A 512-nucleotide genomic window follows, 5' to 3' on the forward strand; every position below is an offset into this window, starting at 1 on the left:
TTACTGGCATCATGTATCGTCAGTTCGCATTGACGATCTGTATTTCGGTTGTGATTTCGTCAATCAACGCGCTAACGCTGTCACCGGCTCTTTGTTCATTGGTATTAAAACAAGGTGGCGGCAACACGGCTAACTGGTTCCAAGCATTCAACCGTGGTCTAGAGCGTGTTACTACGCGTTACGGCCAAGTTGCAGGCTTCCTTGTTAAGAAATCTCTGTTATTGGTTACGTTCTTCATCGTTGCGGTTGCTGCGGTGTCTTTCTTCGCGAAGACGACGTCAACGGCATTCGTTCCTCAAGAAGATAAAGGTATTTTGCTGGTCAACGTTCAGTTGCCTGATTCTGCTTCGCTGTCTCGTACAGAAGAGGTGACGAGCGACTTGATGAAAATGATCGAGGAAGAACCTGGTGTAGATGGCGTAACGGTTGCAAACGGCTTTTCGTTTATGACTGGTGCTGCAGCGTCAAACGGTGCTTCTCTGTTCATCAAGTTGCATGATTGGGAAACGCGT

1 protein-coding gene is annotated in these 512 nt (G+C 47.7%); it reads left to right on the forward strand.

The genetic code is table 11. The annotated features are described in order from the left end of the window. On the forward strand, window positions 1-512 hold a 512-nt coding region (locus R7Z77_RS28580; RefSeq protein WP_318137464.1), incomplete at both ends, for an efflux RND transporter permease subunit.

The sequence above is a fragment of the Vibrio sp. 1401 genome (assembly GCF_033340295.1).